Origin of the sequence: Archangium lansingense (genome assembly GCF_026626635.1) — a bacterium.
Taxonomy (GTDB): domain Bacteria; phylum Myxococcota; class Myxococcia; order Myxococcales; family Myxococcaceae; genus Archangium; species Archangium lansingense.
Genome location: NZ_JAPNKA010000001.1, coordinates 9,151,701 through 9,168,785, shown reverse-complemented (window position 1 = coordinate 9,168,785; position 17,085 = coordinate 9,151,701). Strand labels below are relative to the sequence as shown.

At 70.4% G+C, this 17,085-nt stretch carries 5 protein-coding genes; all 5 read left to right on the top strand.

Annotated elements, in window-relative coordinates; genetic code table 11:
• The first annotated feature begins 45 nt into the window (after positions 1-45).
• The 5 genes from gltG to OV287_RS36070 all read left to right on the top strand — a co-directional run bounded on the left by gltG (position 46) and on the right by OV287_RS36070 (position 17,010).
• Positions 46-1,980, top strand: coding sequence for an adventurous gliding motility protein GltG (gene gltG / locus OV287_RS36090; RefSeq protein ID WP_267538578.1), 1,935 nt, complete (start codon positions 46-48; stop codon positions 1,978-1,980).
• Positions 1,981-2,091: 111 nt separating this feature from the next.
• Positions 2,092-2,709: an adventurous gliding motility protein CglE gene (gene cglE, locus OV287_RS36085; protein WP_267538577.1), complete on the top strand. Its 618-nt coding sequence runs from the start codon at positions 2,092-2,094 to the stop codon at positions 2,707-2,709.
• A 25-nt stretch (positions 2,710-2,734) separates the two neighbouring features.
• Positions 2,735-2,950 (top strand): hypothetical protein, encoded by a 216-nt coding sequence (locus OV287_RS36080; RefSeq protein WP_267542617.1) that lies wholly within the window; start codon positions 2,735-2,737, stop codon positions 2,948-2,950.
• Positions 2,917-4,647 (top strand): tetratricopeptide repeat protein, encoded by a 1,731-nt coding sequence (locus tag OV287_RS36075; RefSeq protein ID WP_267542474.1) that lies wholly within the window; start codon positions 2,917-2,919, stop codon positions 4,645-4,647. Before OV287_RS36080 ends, OV287_RS36075 begins: the two co-directional genes overlap by 34 nt.
• Positions 4,648-4,743: 96 nt before the next feature.
• Positions 4,744-17,010 carry a gliding motility protein gene (locus OV287_RS36070; RefSeq protein ID WP_267538576.1) on the top strand — a complete coding sequence of 4,089 codons (12,267 nt, stop codon included), beginning with the start codon at positions 4,744-4,746 and terminating at the stop codon, positions 17,008-17,010.
• Positions 17,011-17,085: the final 75 nt, after the last annotated feature.

Sequence of the window (17,085 nt, the reverse complement as noted above, 5' to 3'; positions counted from 1 at the left end):
CACGTGTTGTCCTAGAGATCGCCGAAAGCTAACTGGGGAATTTCCATGCCCGTGCCTCTGACACTCAAGGTCTTCAAAGGTGAGACACTCGTCACCGCGAAGGACTTCGAGCGCGACATCATCAAGATTGGCCGCCTCGCCTCGGCACACCTGTGCCTGGAGGACGAGAAGGTCAGCCGCATCCACTCCGTTATCGAGGTGGCCGCCGACGGCAGCCTGTCCATCATCGACATGGGCAGCGTCGAGGGCACCTACGTCAACGGCAAGCGCGTCAACAAGGGCCAGCTGTCCTTCGGCGATGAGATCAAGGTCGGTGGCACCACCATCCGCCTGGAGAATCCCGCCGCCGTGGCTGCGGTGAACCTGGCGTCCGCGGCTGCGAGCACCGCTCCGGCTCCGGCCCCGGTGGCCCCCGTTCCCGAGACCCCGCTGGCCGTGGGTCTGTCCCAGGCGGCGGTGTCCCCGGCCGCTGCGGCCGCCGTGACTCCTGCTCCCGTGCCGGTGGTGGTGCAGCAGCCGGTGGCGGCGGCTCCCGCTCCCAAGGCCGTGGCGCAGCCGGTGGCGGCTCCCGTGGCGCAGGCTCCGGCTCCGGCCGAGGAGCCCGCTCCGCGCGTGCGCCGGGTCGCCCGCAAGGGCAACGGTCCGCTCGGACTGGGCCTGCACTTCATGTGGGGCGACCAGCGCGTGGGCGACTTCTTCCTGGCCCCGGGCCAGAAGCGCTCCTTCTCGGTTGGCTCGGCCAAGGGCGTCGACTTCATCATGGGCGACGCCAAGCTGGGCGGCGAGCGCTTCGAGGCGGTGCGCACCGACGGCCAGTCCTTCACCGTGCTCTTCACTGGCAAGATGAAGGGCGAGCTCACCCGCAAGGGCGAAACCTCGGACCTCAAGGCCGTCATCGAGTCCGGCAAGGCCACCCACGAGGGCGAGGCCTACGCGATCACCCTCAAGGAGGACGACTTCCTCTGGGTGGACCTGGGCGGGGTGACGCTGGAGGTCCTCTTCGAGTCCGTGCCCAAGCGCGCCATCGCGCCGCTGGGGGAGTCGATGGACTTCTCCGTCATCAACATCTTCCTGGTGATGTTCTTCCTCGCGTCGATGTTCGTCATCAGCGCGGCCAACCACGCCGCGGCCGGTGACGAGTACGCGGACGAGCTGGCGGGCAACAACTCGCGCCTGGCCAAGCTCATCGTCAAGCCGCCCGAGACGCAGAAGAACAAGTTCCTCGAGAAGCTCAATCAGCAGAAGGCGGAGAAGCAGGCCGAGAAGGCCGCCAAGCAGAAGAAGGAGGACAGCGGGAAGAAGGAGGTCGTCAAGCAGACCAACCAGCCCGTGGCCGCTGCCAAGTCTGACAAGAAGGCGGCGGCCAAGAACATGGCGGCCAAGATCTTCGGCGGCAAGGGCGGCGCCTCCAGTCTCTTCGGCGGTGGCGGCCTCGGAGGTGATCTGAAGAGCGCCATGGGCGGCCTCGTCGGCAAGGGCAGCATGGTGGGTGGCCTCGGTGGCCTCGGCCTGAAGGGCGGCGGTGGTGGTGGCGGTGGTGGCGGTGACGTTGTCGGCATCGGCGCCGTCGGCACCAAGGGCCGTGGCGGTGGCATGGGTGGTTACGGCTCCGGCGTGGGCGGCCTGGGTGGCAAGCAGAGCGTGGACGTGGGCATCGCGGCCGAAGAGGCCACGGTGAGCGGCTCGCTCGACAAGGAGCTCATCCGTCAGGTCATCCAGCGCAACAAGGGGCAGATCCGCTTCTGCTACGAGAGCCTGCTCAACCGCTTCCCGAAGCTGGGCGGCAAGGTGTCCATCCGCTTCACCATCGCCTCCGAGGGCAACGTGGTCACCTCCACCGTGGCCCAGTCCAGCGCGGGCAACTCCGAGCTGGAGCAGTGCGTGGCCGGTCGCGTCCGCACCTGGTCCTTCCCCAAGCCCAAGGGCGGGGGCTCGGTGGTGGTGACCTACCCGTTCATCTTCAAGGCGGCCGGCGAGTAGCCTCCGCTGAGTCGTGAAAACATTCAGGTGGGCGGTTCCGCTGTGGCGGGGCCGCCCATCTTGCTTTTTGGCACTGGCGTCTCCGCGCTGCTGGGCTAACGTCCGCACCGCATGAAAGCCTTCCGCCCCTTCGTTGTTTGCGCCGCTCTGGCGATCCCTGCGCTCGCGCATGCGCAGGCCGCCGGTGACAGGCCGGCCGAGACCTATGAGGAGATCGAGCGCGGCATCTACTTCTCGGTGCTCGGTGGCCCGTACTTCATCGTCAACCCGCCGGCCCCCGAGGGCAGCCCGCGGCCCTTCTCTCCCGGGCAGATGGCCCAGGTGGAGGTGGGCGTGGACCTCGGCGAGCGCCTGTCACTGGGCGTCTTCGTGATGGGCGCCTCCAACCGGGCCGGCTCAGAGTACGTGGGCAACTCGGGGGGCGCTGCCTCTGGAGACTTCTCCATGCTGGTGCCTGGCGCGGTGGCGCGTTTCCACCTGGTGGGTCTGGCCGATGCCCAGGAGGTCCAGCGCACGTGGATCTACCTCCGCGGCGGCGCCGGTTACGCCATGTTCAGGCCCCAGCAACTCCTGCCGGACCCCGACATTCTGGTATTCGCGGGACCGGGAGTGGAGTACTACACACGCCTTCGCCACTTCTCGGTAGGTATCGAGGTGACGGGCAGCTTCTTCGTCAAGTCTCAGTCATTCGGGTTCGCGGTGACGCCGAACCTTCGCTACGCGTTTTAGCGGGAGAATTACGTGCCTCAGGAGAATGGAAGCGGTGGACCGCGCGGTGGTCGGGGCGGTGCGCCCGGTCAGGGTCCGCGCCGTGATGGTCCCGGTGGTGGTGGTGGTTTTGGCGGTCGTGACGGCGGTTTTGGTGGTCGCGACGGCGGTCGCGGACGGGGCGATGGTCCTGGACGTGGCCGCGGGCGCGATCGCGCGGAAGGCCCCATCGGTCCGGGCCAGCGCGTCATCGCCGATTTGAGCACCCTGGAGAAGGCACTGGGCAAGAGCGATTTCGCCGCTCAGAAGTCGCCGCTCGAGTCGATCGTTCGCTCGCTGCGGAGCCTGCGGGTGAAGTCGCTCGAGGAGCTGGACCTCAACGTGCGTGGCCGGCTCATCACCACGCTGCTGCGCGTGCAGCGCCAGACCCGGCCTCCTCAGGCCGAGGGCGCGGCGGCCGGTGAGGCCGGTGAGGCCGGTGCCGAGGCTGCGCAGGCTCCCGCGGAGACCGCGGCCCCTGAGGCTGGCGGCGAAGCTGCTCCCGCGGCCCCCGCTGAGGGTGCAGAGGCTGCCGCTCCTGCGGAAGGTGCGGCCACGCCTGCGGCTCCTGCGGCGGATCCGGTGAAGGAGAAGTTCCAGGCCTACGTGGACGTCATGTACCTGGTGGGCCGTGCCTGGCGCGCTGCTGGCGATCAGGAGCGTGCCTCGGCGGCCTTTGCGCTGAGCGGCCGCGAGCCGCAGGCTGAGCGCGAGGAGCCCGCTGCCGCCCGTCCTCCCTCCGGTGAGCGCCGGGAGGGTGAGCGCGGCGAGCGTCGGGAGCGCCGTGAGGGCCGTGAGCGGGGCGAGCGCCGTGAAGGCCGTGAGGGTGAGCGCGGCGAGCGTCGTGAGCGCCGGGAGCGCGGCGAGCGTGCCCCCGAGGGGGAGCGCCGTGAGGGGCGCGAGGGCCGGCAGCCGCTGCCCGAGTTGACGGGTGACTGGAAGGAGCAGGCGACGCAGCTCGAGGGAATGGGCCGTACCCGCGACGCGGCGCGCATGCACGAGCGCAACAACTCCTTCGCGGATGCCACCCGCCTCTTCGAGGCCGGTGGGGATGTGAAGAGCGCACTGCGCAGCGCGCTGGCGGGCAAGGACAACGACACCGCCCGCCGCCTCATGGCGACGGTTCCCGCCGATCAGCTCCCGCAGGTGCTCGAGAAGGCCGGAGCCTATGAGCTGCTGATGGAGATCTACATCGGCAAGGGTGACTTCGAGAACGTCGCCCGGCTGTATGAGCGTGCCCGTCAGTTCGATCAGGCGGCGCTCGCCTACGAGCGTGCCGGGAAGCTGGCGCTGGCGCGCAAGGCGTACGAGCGCACCCGCGACTTCGCGGCGGCCAACCGCGTCCGGGACCTGGAGGTGAAGGCCCTGGTGGAGCGTGGGGATCGGCTCGGTGCGGCCACCCTGCTGGTGAACGCCGGCCGCGGCAAGGAGGCCGTGGAGGTGCTCGGGACGCTGCCTCCGCCCAAGGCCTTCCACTTCCTCAATCGGCTGAAGCTGGCGGATGAGGCCAAGGCCCTGGCGCAGAAGGAGCTTGCTCGCGCCGAGGCGGAGAACAAGCCGGCCGGCCGCGCCCGCTGGCTGGAGCTGCTCGGGGAGTCCGCCACCGCGGCGGCGCTCTACGAGGAGATCGGCCGCAAGGAGAAGGCCATGGTGCTCTACGAGCAGATCGGCCATCTGCCGAAGGCCGCTGCCCTGGCGGAAGAGCTCCAGCTGCGTGACAAGGCGACCGAGCTGTTCACCAAGCTCGGTGACAACGAGGGCGTGCAGCGTGCCCAGGCCCTGCCCGCCACTCCGCCGCCCAAGCGGCCTGCGGATGCCGCTGCGGCCGCCGAAGAGGCTGAAGAGACTGGCGCCGAGGGCGCGAAGGGCTCCGAGGGGAGCTCGTCCGCTCCGGCTGCAAACGAGCAAGAAAGCCAATAAATCTCGACAGTTGGCGGGATTTACGCAATTGCTGGGGGCGGTGAGCGGGCTGTAGAGTCCGCTTCCGCCCCTTTCTTTTCGCGAGGCCTGCCCTTCATGGATCAGTCGAACCTCCGTCGACCCGCTGAGCGTGTCGCTTCCGACCGGCCATTTGCCGAGGTCGAGGCTTCACTCGAGAAGGCAGGCCGCGTCGAGGACCTCATCCGTCTCTACGAGGGACGCGCGCGAGAGACACCGACCGCCGAGGCGGTGCGGGTCTTGGTGCGCGCGGGACAGCTTGCCTACGAGCGGCTGCGCAACCCCTCTCGTTCCGAGGAGCTGCTGCGGCGCGCGCTGCTGATCGCCGAGGACCCGAGGCCCGTGCTGCGCGGGCTGAGGATCGTCTACGAGGCTCGCCAGGACGTGGCCGCGCTCGTGGACGTGCTGGAGCGGCTCGGCGCCCTGAGCCAGGGCGACGAGGCTGCGTCCTTCTTCATGAAGGCGGCGAACTTCCACGAGCAGAAGCTGTTCCGGCGGGACCGTGCGGTGCTGTGCCTGCAGCGGGCTGCGCGTGCGAAGCCAGAGCGCGCCACATTCAAGCGCGCCCGCCAGCTCCTCCTGTCCGAGGAGCGCTTCCAGCCCGTCTTCGAGTCGCTGGAGCGCGAGCGGAGCGCGCTCGGTGGAGAGGGTATGGCGGAGGAGTACGCCGCCTTCGCCGAGCGGCTGGTGGAGGACCCCACCGAGCATCTGCTTGCCCAGCAGGCCCTGGCCGTCCTGCGTGAGCTGGATCCGAAGAATGCTCGGGCGGAGAAGGCCGCGCAGACGCTGCAGCGCTTCGAGCAGTCGTGGCGTGAGCGCGCGCGCATGCTGCGCGGCATGTCCCTGGAGGAGCGCGATCGCAAGAGCGCGGCGCGGCTGTCCCTCCTGGTGGCCAAGCTGCATGCCTGGTACGAGCCCGCTGCTACGGACAAGGTGAAGGAGGCGCTGGACCGCTGCTTCCTGCTGTGGCCCGGTATGCCCGAGGCCCTCAACCTCATCGAGCGCGTGGCCGAGCGCAATGGTGACTTCGCGCCGGCGCAGGCCTGGTTCGAGGCGATGGCGGGCGAGGCGCGTGAGCGCAATGCCCAGGTGGACCTGTGGCTGCGGCTGGGCACCCTGCGCCTCACGCGGCTCAACGACGCGGCCGGGGCACTGGCCGCCTTCGAGAAGGCCACCACCGTGGATGCGTCGCGCGCGGACGTGGCGAGCCTCGGCGCCGAGCTGTTGCTGGAGCAGGATCGGGCGGCGGACGCCCTCGCCATGCTGGAGCGCTACCTCGGCACGGTGAAGGACCGCGTGACGCAGGTGGCCTTGCGGCTGCGGCTGGCGGACCTCTGCCTGCATCAGAAGGACGGGGACGCGGCGCGCGCGCACCTCGAGGCCGCGCTCAAGCTGGACCCGGCCAACGCGCTTGCTGCCTTCCAGCTCGCCCGCCTGCTGGCGGAGGACGAGAACTTCGAGGCGATGGAGCCGCTGCTGGACCTGGCGCTGCTCGCCCCCCGCCCGCGCTCCGAGCGCGTGGCCTTCTGCGAGGGCCTCGCGCTCCTCTACGAAGAGGCGGACAACGCACGCGGCGCCTTTGAAGTCCTCGCCCGCGCCCTGGCGTTGGAGCCTGGCCGGCCCATGCTGCTGGACTCCGTGATGGAGCAGGCGGGCAAGGCCCATGCGGAGCCCGCGCTCGCGGTGGCGCTGCGGAAGGCGGTCGCGGTGGCGCCCCCCGAGGCGGCCCTCTCGCTCTGGCGGCACCTTGCGCAACTGCTCCAGGGCACGCTGGCGGACCCGGCGGGCGCTGAGGCGGCCTGGCGGGAGGTGCTCGCACGCGCTCCGGGTGACAGCGCCGCGCTGGAAGCGGTGAAGTCGCTCCGGTCCGCCGCCGCGCTCGCGGATGACCCGAAGCTGCGCCTGGAAGGGGAGATCGCCAAGCGTGAGGCCACCGGAGCGGCTCCGGCCGAGCTGGAGCCCATGGTGCGCGAGCTGGTGAAGCTCGCTCCGGAAGACCCGTCCCCCGTGCGGCGCCTGCAGGCGCTGTGTGTGGCGCTGTCGAAGTTCGAGGAGGCCGCGGCGCTGGCCGGCAAGCTGGCGAAGCTGGCCGAGACGCAGGTGGAGCGCAGCGACTGGGCGGCGCGTCAGGCCCGTCTGTACGCCGAGCGCCTGAACCGCCCGCAGGATGCGGTGGGCTTCTTCCTCCAGCTACTCGCGGAGAATGTCGCCACGGGCGTGGTGCTGGGCGGGCTCGAGAAGCTCGCGTCGGCCGGTGTGCGTACGCCGGAGATCGCCGAGGCGCTGGCCAGCCATTACGGCCGCAGCGGCGATCACCAGCGCCAGGTGTCCGCGATGCTGCAGCAGCTCGAGGCCACCAAGGACGCGGCGGTGCGTCAGCGGCTGTCTGGCCAGATCGCCGATATCCACGAGAAGCAGCTCGCTGACGGCCGGGCTGCCTTCGACCTGCGCGTGAAGGCCCTGCGCGAGGCTCCCGCGGATGAGGTGAACCGCGCCGAGGCAGCGCGCCTGGCGCATGATCTCTCCTCTCACGCCGAGCTGGTGCGCGTGCTGAGGGCGCTGGCCACCGAGGCGGAGGCCCCCGCGCTCGCGGTGCAGTTGCTCTCCGAGGCGGCGAAGCTGGCCGAGGAGTCCGGGGCGCTCCCGGAGGCCATCGGCTCGTTGGAGACGGCGCTGCAGCGGGCGCCCGAGGCTCCCGAGGTGCTCGGTCGGCTGATCAACCTGTACGGCAAGGCAGGGCGCGCGGCGGACGCGGATGCCCTGCTGCGCAAGCGGATCAGCACGGCCACGAAGGCGGAGAAGGTCGAGCTGCAGATGCAGCTCGTGGAACTCAACGCCGGGCTGGGCCGGCCGCTGCAGGCCGCCGAGGCCCTCCAGGCGGCCATCCACTCTGGTGCGGACGAGGTGCGTCATCTGCCTCGCCTGGCCGAGCTGTATGAGAAGGCCGGTCGCAACCGGGAGCTGGGTGAGGTGCTCGCGCGGCAGATTGCGCTCGCGGAGGACGCGGGCGACCTGGACCGCGTGGCGCGTCTGACGCTCAAGCGCTCGCAGGTGCTGCAGGACTCCTCGGGCGACCGCACGGATGTGGTGCGCAGCTTCGCGGACATCCTCCGTCAGCGTCCCTCCGACGTGAATGCCCGTGCCGCGCTCGAAGGGATGCTCGGCGACGGCAACGCGCGCGAGGAAGCCGCGCGTGCACTCATTCCCGCCTACGAGGCGACGAAGGATCACCGCAAGCTGGTGGCCGCGCTGGACGTGCTGGCTGAGGTGGCGCGCGACGACGCGGCTCGGGTGCTGGCGCTTCGTCAAGTCGCACAGGTGCACCTGACGCAGCTGCGCCAGCCGGAGCTGGCCTTCGCCTCGCTGGCCCGGGCCCTGCGCCTGGCGCCGGGTGACATGCCCCTGCGTGCCGCCGCGCGCCAGGCGGCCGAGGACGCGGACTCGCTGGATGCCTACGCGGAAATCATCATCGAGCTGACGGAGGAGGGGACCGCGGGTCCCGCCCAGGCCGGGCTGCTGCGCGAGCTGGCCGAGGTCCAGGAGAAGAAGCTCGACGATCGCGACGCCGCGTTGAAGTCGCTCCGCGCGCTGTTGGTGCTGGAGCCGGGCAACCTCGACTGCCTGCGCGCCCTGCAGCGCCTGCACCGCGCGGGTGAGGAGTGGGCCGCGCTCGCCGAGGTGCTGGAGAAGCTCGCCGCAGCCGCGCCCGAGCTGTCCGAGCAGCTCGCGTACCTGCGCGACGCCGCCCTGCTGCACGAGTCGAAGCTGGAGGACGCCGAGAGCGCCGCCGCCGCGTGGCGCGCCATCGCCGAGCGGGATCCGCACCAGCGCGAGGCCGCCGCCTCCCTGGACCGCCTCTACAACGAGCTGGGCCGCGCGAGCGACCTGGCGTGGGCGCTCGGCCTGCGGCGCACGCAGGAGGGACAGAGCCCGCAGGGCCGCGAGGTCTCCTTCCGTCTCGCCGAGCTGAAGCGCACCCGGCTGGACGATCCCAACGGCGCGCTCCAGCTCTACCAGGGCATCCTCGCCGAGGACCCGGGCCACCCTGGCGCCCGTGCGGCGCTCGAGGACTGGGTCAAGGCCGCCGTGCCGCTGAGCGCGGGGGCGTTGGAGGTGCTCGACCCGGTGCTCGCGCGGCTGGGAGATCATCAGCGCCGCGTGGCGCTGCGCGAGGCGCGTATGGCCTCTGCCCTCAGCGCGGAGAAGGTGCAGCTCGCCGCGGACATTCGCCGCATCTACGAGCAGGACATGCTGCAGCCTCCGCTTGCTTTCATGGCGGCGGTGAAGGCCTTCTCGCAGGGCCTGGATCGCGAGGGCCAGCAACCGGAGCTGGAGCGGCTCGCGCGTGAGACGGGCTCGTACGAGATGCTCGCCGAGCTGTACGAGGAGGCCGCGTTCGATCTGCCCAAGGGCGACGTCTCGGCACTCGGACTGCTGCGCCGGTCCGCGGAGCTGCGCGAGCAGCTCGGCCAGACGGAGGAGGCCACCGGCGTCTGGAAGAAGATCCTCGAGGACGCGCCGCAGGATCGGCAGGCACTCGAGGCCCTCTCGCGCCTGTACGAGCGGGGGCAGAACGCCAAGAGCCTCTCCGAGGTCTACGCCGCCCAGTCGGCGCTGGCGACGGACCCCGAGGCCCGGCGCGCCCTGCTGGTGAAGTCCGGTGAGGCCTACGCCGCCGCGGGCGATGACGCCAAGGCCATCGAGGCGTGGCGCTCGGCACTGGCCATCCGCAGGGATGCCGACGGGCTGCTCGCGCTGGACAAGCTGTTCGCCAAGGTGCGGCGCTTCTCGGAGCAGGCGGACGTGTTGGACCTGCTCTCCGAGCTGGCTACGGACGCCGAGTCCCGTCGCGGCTTCATCCTCCGCCGGGCACAACTGCTGGAGAAGGAGGGCAGCCCCGCCGAGGCGCTGAGCGCGTACCGCGACCTGCTGGCACTGGTCCCAGGAGATCCGCAGTCCGTCGCGGGCCTGGAGCGCATGCTGCAGCTCGATGTACAGCGGGTGGATGCGGCGCGGCTGCTGGAGCCCGTCTACCGCGGACTCAACGACACTCGGAAGCTGGTGGAGGTGCTGGAGCTGCTGCTGCCCGTCATGTCGCCCGCGCGGCGGCTGGAGCGCATGCAGGAAGTGGCCACCCTGCGCGAGGCGCTGGGCCAGACGTCGCTCGCCTTCGCCGCGCGCCTGCGCGCCTTCAACGAGGCCCCGCAGGACGACGGCGTGCGCGATGACCTGGAGCGGCTCGCGGCCGACTCTGGCTCCTTCGAGGAGGTGGCGGCGGCGTACGAGGATCAGCTCGAGCGCGGGGCCACCGAGCCCCTGGCGGGCGACCTGTGGCGGCGGCTCGCGGCCATCTACGACGGGCGCCTCAAGCGCTACGATCTGGCGGTGCGTGCGTTGGAGGAGGTCAGCCGGCGCGATCCGCAGAACAAGCAAGTGCTGGAGTCCATCGCCCGCGTGCATCGGCGCACGGGTGCCAACCGCGAGCTGGCGCTGGCCATGCGTCGGCAGGTGGCGGCTGAGCCATCCGTCCCCGCGCAGGTGAACCTGCTCTTCGAGCTGGCCCACCTCGCCGAGGAGACGCTCTCCGACAAGGCGCTCGCGGCGCAGACGTACCGCGAGATTCTCGAGCGTCGGCCCGAGGACGCCAACGCGCTCAAGCTGCTGGGCCGCGTGCTGACGCAGATGGAGCGCTGGCCGGAGCTGGCGCAGCACATCGAACGGGAGATCCAGCTCACCGATGCACGCAACGCCCAGGAAGAGGGCAGCGAGCTGCGAGTGCGCCTGGGCCGCCTGAAGTTCAGCCGCCTGGATGACCCGCGCGGAGCGTTGTCGCTCTACCAGGACGTGCTCCGCCGCCGCGCGGGACACCCCGGTGCGGTGGGCGCGCTGGAGGAGATGGCGCGCTCGGAGAGCCCGCTGCGTGGTCAAGCGGCGCTGGCGCTCGAGCCGGTGTTCGCTGCGGTGGGTGACCACCTCAAGCAGGTGCAGATGCTGGAGTCGCGCATCTCCGCCGAGCCGGTGCCCCAGGAGCGTGCGGTACTCCTGCGCCGCATCGCGGAGACGTACGCGGGCCCGCTGGACAACGCGGAGATGGCCTTCTTGTCGGCCACGCGTGCGCTGCGTGACGCGTCGGACGACGCGCGCACGCTGGAGCTGTGCCTCTCGCTGGTGGACAAGGCGGGAGCGGCCGAGGAGTTCGCAGCTGTCCTTTCGGAGATCGCTCCCCGGGCGAGTGACTCGGCGCGTGCCGAGCTGTACCGGGCGCTGGCCCGGCTGCAGGCGCGCCTGGGCGAGGATGACGAGGCGCTGGCCTCGTGGCGCAAGGTGCTGACGCTGCGGCCTACGGACACCGACGCGCTCGACAGCGTGGCGCGGCTGGTGGCCGATACGGGCACGCCGCAGGAGCTGTTGGAGGTGCTGCGCCGCCAGCTCACGAGCGCCGAGGAGCCGGCCCGCCGCGCCTCGGTGTTGCTGCAGATCGCTGTGCTCCAGGAGGAGAAGCTGCAGGACGGGCTGGGTGCACTGGCCACCCTGCGGCGCCTGTTGGACGTGAAGCCGGACGACGCCGCCGCGCTCACGCGGATGGACGGCCTGTGCCAGAAGCTGGAGCGCTGGCCGGAGATGGCGGACGTGCTGGCCCGCCGCATCGCGCTGGTGACGCCCGAGGAGGGGCTGGAGCTGCGCTTCCGCCTCGCGGTGCTGCGCGAGACGAAGCTGCTGGACAAGGCCGGGGCGCTGGCGCTCTACGGCGAGGTGCTCTCGCTGCAGCCCAACCATGCTGGTGCGGTGGGCCGGCTGGAGGCGCTGGTGAACCGCGAGCCGCAGAACCTGCTCGCGGTGGAGACGCTGCTGCGCGCCTTCCGGGCGAGCGGGGATGTGACTCGGCTGGCGTCGCTCATCGAGACTCGGGTGGGGGTGTCCCCGGACGCGCACGAGCGCAAGACGCTGCTGAGCGAGCTGGCCACGCTGCGCGAGAGTCAGGGCGAGCCGGAGCTCACCTTCCTGGCGCTCTTCCGGGCCTTCAAGGAGGACCCGAACGACAGCGAGCTGCGCGGGCGGCTGGAGAACGCCACGGACGCGGCCGGCTCGTACGACGAACTGGTGGTGGCCTACGAGGATGCGCTGCCGCGAGTGGCCGAGGCTCGTGATGCTTCGGACATGTGCCTCAAGCTGGGCCACGTGTTCGAGGCCCGCCTGCAGGAGCCCGAGCGCGCCGTTGTCTACTACGAGCGCGCGCGCACGCTGAATCCGGCGGCACAGCAGAAGGCGCTGGCCGCGCTGGATCGGCTGTACGTTGCGCTGGAGGCGTGGCCGGAGCTGGCCAACGTGCTGGAGGCGCTTGCCTCCACGGCGGAGGAGACGGCGGACAAGGTCGGCTTCCTCTTCCGCCTGGGCCAGCTGGTCCAGGAGAAGCTGGACGGCATGGATCGCGCGGCCTCCGCGTTCGAGCAGGTGCTGATGCTGGAGCCGGGGCACCTGGCCTCGGCGCGGCTGCTGGAGAGCATCTACGACGCGGCTGGCGCGCACGACAAGCTGTACAACATCCTCAAGCTGCAGGCCGAGCGCGTCACCGGCCCGGAGCGTGAGCGTGTCCTCACGCGCATGGCGCAGGTGTCCTCCGAGGGACTGGAGGATCTGGACCGCTCCATCGAGCTGTACCGCGAGCTGCTGGCGAAGAACGCCCGCAACGAGCAGGCGTTCACGGCGCTGGAGGGCCTCTACGAGAAGTCGGGCCGGCACGAGGAGCTGCGCACGCTCCTGGCGGACCGGTTGGCGCAGACGCTGGATCCGCGCGAGGTGGTGCGGCTCAACGAGCGGTTGGGCCGGGTGCTGTACCGGCTGCTGAAGCAGCCCGAGGCGGCGGTGAGCTACCTCAAGGCCGCGCTGGACCGCGACGCGCGGCACCGGGGCGTGCTGGACACGCTGCGCGAGCTCTACGAGGAGACCGGGCAGGCGGAAGAGCTGGTGGGCATCCTGCGGCGGCTCGTCCCGCTGCAGGAGTCGGCCGAGGGCGTGAAGGCTCTGCGCCTGCGGCTGGCCGAGGTGCTCTCGGGCATGGGTCGCCGCGAGGAGGCCCTGGATGCGGCGCGCCGCGCGCTGGAAGTGGAGCCCCACGCGGTGGAGGACCTGGAGCGTGTTCATACGCTCTTCGTCTCGCTGCGGGCCTACAACGACGCGGTGCGAGCGCTCGAGCTGAAGGTGCAGGTGCACCAGCAGGCCGAGGAGCGTGAGCAGGCGGTGGCCACGTGGTTCGCGGTGGCGGACCTGTGGACGGGCGTGGGCAGCAAGCCCGAGCTGGCCGGCGGTGCGCTGGAGAAGGTGCTGGAGCTCGACCCGGCCAATCCCACGGCTTACGCGCGCGTGTGCGAACTCTACCGTTCGTACAACGACTGGCGTGCCTACGCGCAGGTGGTGGATCGCTACCTGCCGCACCTCGTCACCGAAGAAGAGAAGCTGGCCACCCTCAAGGAGTTGGCGAGGGTGCAGGAGCAGCGGCTCGGCCAGAAGGACGTGGCCTTCCTGGCGCTATGCCGTGCGCTGCAGATCGACGCGTCGGACGATACGCTGCGCGAGGAAGTGGAGCGGCTCGCCGACGAGACGGGCTCGCACGAGGAGCTCGCCGCCGTCTACGAGGAGGTGGCAGACGCCCTGCCGCGCGGTCCCCTGGCCGAGCGCATGTACGCCACGCTGTCGCGCGTCCATGACCTGAAGCTGAACGATCCGCAGGCGGCGGAGGCGGCGCTGCGGAAGATCCTCGAGTTCGATCCGACGAACGCCACGGCGCTCGACGGGCTGGCGGGGATGTTCCAGCGGCGCGGCCGCGAGCGCGAGTACGTGGTGGCGCTGGAGCAGAAGCTCGAGGCCGCCGGCTCCATTGAGGCGCGCAAGGGCATTCTTCGGGAGATCGCCCGCGTCTTCGAGGAGCAGGGGGATCCGGACGAGGCGGCGAGTGCGTTGCTGCGCTCGCTGGACCTGGAGCCGGACGCGGAGACGCTGGGGGTGCTCACCGAGCTCTACCGCCGGCAGAATGCCTGGCGGGAGGTGGCCTCCACGCTGCTCCGCACGCGTGACCTGGCGGCGACGGTCGAGGAGCGGGCGCGCATCCAGGTGGAGGTGGCGAACGTCTACGAGCGCGACATCGGCGACGACGAGGCGGCGGTGGCCGCCTTCCGGCAGGCGCTCGAGTTCGAGCCGTACAACCTCCAGGCGCTGGAGTCGCTGGAGCGGCTGCACACGAAGCTGGACCAGCCGGCGGACCTGCTCGCCATCTACGAGCGCATGCTCGAGGTCATCAGCGATTACCGCGAGCGTGTGCGGGTGATGTTCCGCTCCGCGAGCATCTGGGAGGACAAGTACCAGAACCCGGCCAACGCGGACGCCTTCATCGAGGGCGTGCTGGCGATCGATCCGCAGAACCTGCAGGCCATCAAGACGCTGATCCGCCTGCGGCGCATGCAGGCTCGGTGGGAGGACCTGGTCCTCGCCTATGAGCGGCAGCTGCAGCTGGCCACGTCGACGCAGGAGCAGGCCGAGCTGTACGTGGAGATCGGCAACGTCTACCACCAGCAGCTCAAGCAGGTGGACCGGGCGGTGAACACGTACCACCACGCGCTGAGCATGGATCCCGGATGCCGGCCCGCGCTGCACGCGCTCGGCAAGCTGTACGAGCGCAGCGGCAACTGGCCCTACGCCCTGGAGATGCTGCAGCAGGAGGCGCAGCTGGCGGGCAACGCGCCCGACGCGGTGGATCTGTACTACCGCATGGGCAAGATGAACGAGGACATGCTGATGGACACGGGCAGTGCCCGTGCGGCCTACCAGAATGCCCTCTCCATCGACCCGGGCCACCTGCCCAGCATCGGCGCCCTCAAGGGCATCCAGGAGCAGGAGAAGGACTGGGTCGGCTACGAGCAGACGCTGCTCCAGGAGGCGCAGCAGACCGAGGACGCGGAGGCCAAGGCGCGCTCGCTGCTCGAGGTGGCGCGTTACAACGCCGAGACGAAGGGCGATCCAGAGACGGCGACGGCCTACTACGAGGAGACCCTCAAGTACGCCCCGGACAGCCTTGAGGCGGCGCGTCCGCTGTCGGACGTCTACAGCGCGCGTGAGGACTGGGTGTCCGCCGAGCGGATGCTCGACATCGTCGTGCGCAAGATGGCGGAGAAGGCCATCGCGGAGAAGGACCCCGCGGTTGCCGCGGACCTCTGCCGCCAGCTGTACCGGCTGGGCTACGTGGCGGACAAGCTGGGCAATCGCGACAAGGCGCTTGACTCGTACAAGAAGGCGTACGACCTCGACGCTACCTACCTGCCGGTGCTCGAGGGCTACGGCCACCTGCTCGTGCAGCACGCGAATCGCTACGAGGACGCGCTGCGCATCTTCCAGACCATCCTCATCCACCACCGTGAAGAGCTCACTGACATGGAGGTGGTGGAGGTCTACTGGCAGCTCGGCGACATCCACGCGAAGCTGAACCAGGCGGATCGCGCGCAGAACCACTTCGAGAAGGCGCTGGCCGTCGACCCCAGCCACGAGGCGTCCCTGCGTGCGCTGGTGGCCCTGATGGACCAGGGGCGCCGCTGGGAGCGGGCCGCCGAGCTCCGCCAGCAGCTCGCCAACGTGCTGGAAGGAGAGGCCAAGGCGAGCGTCTTCCTGGAGCTGGGTCAGCTCGCGCGCGAGAAGCTGAAGGACCCGTACCAGGCCATCGACGCGTATACCGGCGCACTCAAGCTGCTGCCGGAGTCGCTCGAGGTGCTGGACGCGCTCTACGTGCTGCTGCGTGAGACGCGCCAGGGCCAGAAGGCTGCGGACATGCTGGAGCGGATGCTCCGGTTGCCCTCGCTGGCCGCCGAGCCCAATAAGGCGAAGCGGGTGTGGTTCGCGCTCGGCGAGCTGCGCCGGGACGAGCTGCGCGACGTGGACGGCGCGGCCGTGGCGTTCAATACGGCGCTGGACCTGGATCATCGCTTCATCGAGGCCTTCAGTGCCCTCGAGGCGATGCTGGGCGGCGCGAGCAAGTGGAAGGCGCTGGAGGAGAACTACGCGAAGATGCTCGGGCGCATGCCGAAGACGCCCGATACGCACGGTGCGCGCATGGGGCTGTGGCGGGCGTTGGGTGACCTCTACCGCCAGGTGCTGAAGAATCAGGAGGGCGCGGTGGCGGCCTACGGCGTCGTTGCCAAGGGCTTGCCGGACGACGCACAGGTGCAGGAGGTCTACGCCGAGCTGGCCGCGGCCTCTCCGGGCAAGGAGGACGAGGCCATCGCCGCGCTCCGCCGCGCTCTGCCCAACACGGGTGATCCGCGCAAGGTCGTCTCCCAGCTGGTGCGCCTGTCCGCGATGCGCAAGGACTACGACGGCGCGTGGATGGCGGCTCAGGCCGTCGCGGGGCTGCTCGGCGAGGCGGGGGATGACGAGAAGGAGATCCTCTCCAAGCTGGGGCCCTACGCGAAGCGCAAGGAAGTGGCCCAGCGTCCGCTCTCGGACCAGATGTGGCAGACGCACCTGCTGCACCCGAAGCTGCGTGGGCCGCTCACCGAGCTGATGGGGCTGCTCTTCGTGCAGGTGGGCCACCTGTACGCGGTGCCCTTCCAGAACTACCAGATTGTCCCGAAGAAGCACCGCGTGGACCTGGCGAGCGCGCAGGAGTACCACGTGCAGCACTACCGGTACGTGGCGCGCCTGTTCGGACTGGACGCGGTGGAGCTGTACTCGCCGCACCTGGTGATCCGCCGTGAGAACATGGCGAAGCGCTCCAACGAGCCGGCACCGGATCCGCTCGTCAACGTGGAGGTGCTGCAGACGCACCCGGCCTGCATCCGCGCGGGTGGACGCTTCTTCGCGGAGCAGGGGCAGCGCGAGGCGTACTACCTGCTGGGGCGGACGCTCGCCCTGGTGCGTCCGGAGCTGGCCTTCAGTCAGCGGCTGGTCCCGGAGCGGCTCGAGGCCGTGGTGCAGGCGGCGCTGAGCCTGGTGGTGCCCAATCTGCGCTTCACGGTGGACCCGCGGCTGGTGGATGCTGAGCGCCGGGTGCTGGAGAAGGCCTTCAGCGAGCCGGCCCGCGCGGCCCTGGCCAAGGTGGCGCGCGTCTACCTGCCCACGGCCACGCCGGGGGATGTGCGTCAGTACCTCGAGGGCGCGGAGCTGACGGCGGCACGTGCCGGCCTCTTCGCCGCGGGGGAGTGCGAGCCTGTCAAGCGGATGGTGATGGGGGAGACTGGTTCGGCCTTCCGGGTCTCCCCGAAGGCGAAGCTGAAGGAACTGCTGCTGTTCGCCACGTCCGACGAGCTCCGCGAGCTGCGTGTCGCGGTAGGTACGGACGTGGAGGTGCAGGTGAGGAAGTAATGAGCGGCTGGAGTGTTCGTGAGACCCGAAATGGGGTTTCACACGTTGAAACAGCAACCGGGCGGGCGAGGGCGG